Source organism: Mesorhizobium sp. CNPSo 4688 (assembly GCF_057784295.1).
On record NZ_JBWLUY010000078.1, the window covers coordinates 1 to 1,329 of the forward strand.

At 60.9% G+C, this 1,329-nt stretch carries 1 protein-coding gene and 1 pseudogene; both read right to left on the minus strand.

The features are described from left to right. Positions 1-171: 171 nt before the first annotated feature. The gene (locus AC04SH_RS34820; RefSeq protein ID WP_488481870.1) at positions 172-585 is read right to left on the minus strand and encodes a thermonuclease family protein; all 414 of its coding nucleotides are present in this window, start codon (positions 583-585) and stop codon (positions 172-174) included. Positions 586-967: 382 nt separating this feature from the next. Next, positions 968-1,329 (minus strand): annotated as a pseudogene (locus AC04SH_RS34825) (hypothetical protein); the annotation flags it as partial.

Sequence of the window (1,329 nt, forward strand, 5' to 3'; positions counted from 1 at the left end):
CTGGGCGACGCTGCGAGCAGGGGAGCGATCGTCGATGGCGGTTCGTTGTCAGCGCGATGCTTGGCACGCCAATCCCAAGGCGCTTCAAACGTTCCTGCCCAGATGCCGACTTTTGCCGCCTTGGCCTTCTCCTGCAGCATGGCGTAGGCTCCTTGGCTGTATTTTGGCCAATCAAGAGCTTGGCCGTCCATTCCAAGCGGCGACGTTGGCACCATCGGCCCGCCTGCAATTGCCGACATAGCGACCGTAGCGATCCCATGACACAAACGTGCACTGGGTCGGTCGCGAGGCGGCGAGAAAGGCATCGAGAGCGGTGGCGGACCTGGCGCCACATTGATACCGAAAGCCCTTCGCGTCGTCGCACTGCTGTGCTGACTCCGGTGCATCGATGCCATTGAACCGGATGCGCTGGCCATGGATCTCGATCGTGTCGCCGTCGATGACAGATGCGACCCCAGCAATTGCTACCGGTCGCGGCGTGATCAGGTTCTGCAGATTGATTTCCGGCAGCGACCCGCTGTTGTGCACGACAAACTGCGTCACCAAAGCGGAAGTCGCAGCCACCGTCACGAAGACCAGCCGCATCGGCACGCTGGCCCAGCGTCGTGCGAGCGGGCGTCCTGCGCCATACGTTTGCGCCACGGCCCCGACCAATCATCGTAGCGGGATTTGTCCAAGCCCCTTCTCCCCGGCGCAAGAATGCGCCCAAAACAAACGGAAAGTCCAGAATCCTATAGGAACCGCTCAACGGCCTGCCTGTTATGAAATCGGAGGGCTCCGTCGAGCAGCACCATGTCGAGCGGTCTTCCACAACCATCGCAAGCGACGGGAACACGGATTCGACCACCACTAAGGCGCCGAGTCCGAATTCTGCAAAGACTGTGCCCCGGCCGACGCGCCGCGCTACGCCATCGCCCGATCATAGAACCTGCGCCGCCGCATCGTCATTCGTGAGATCGACGCCGCGTTACTTGAGATCGTTCAGTAAGGGAGCAACCACTGGGGTCGCTGCCAATTCGAAATTGGCATCCCACTCCGCAAACAACGCGGGGACTTGATCGACACGAAAGTCACGAAAGTATCGTTCCGCAGCGGTCTTGCTGGTTGCCTTGTCACGTCGCGCCAATCCCTCGGCTACGGGCCGTGGAACGAGGTAGATTGCGCGAGCCTTGAACCCCTCGGATGGCAGCAGAACAATCGCCAGCCAATCGAATTGGTCGTAGTCGTTGTAGCCGACATAGGCGGCACCGCGCTTGAATGTCCGCGACTTTACCGAAACGCGTTGCGCTGGCCGGTCGAATGGCTGCGCGATCACATCGTAACCGGGCC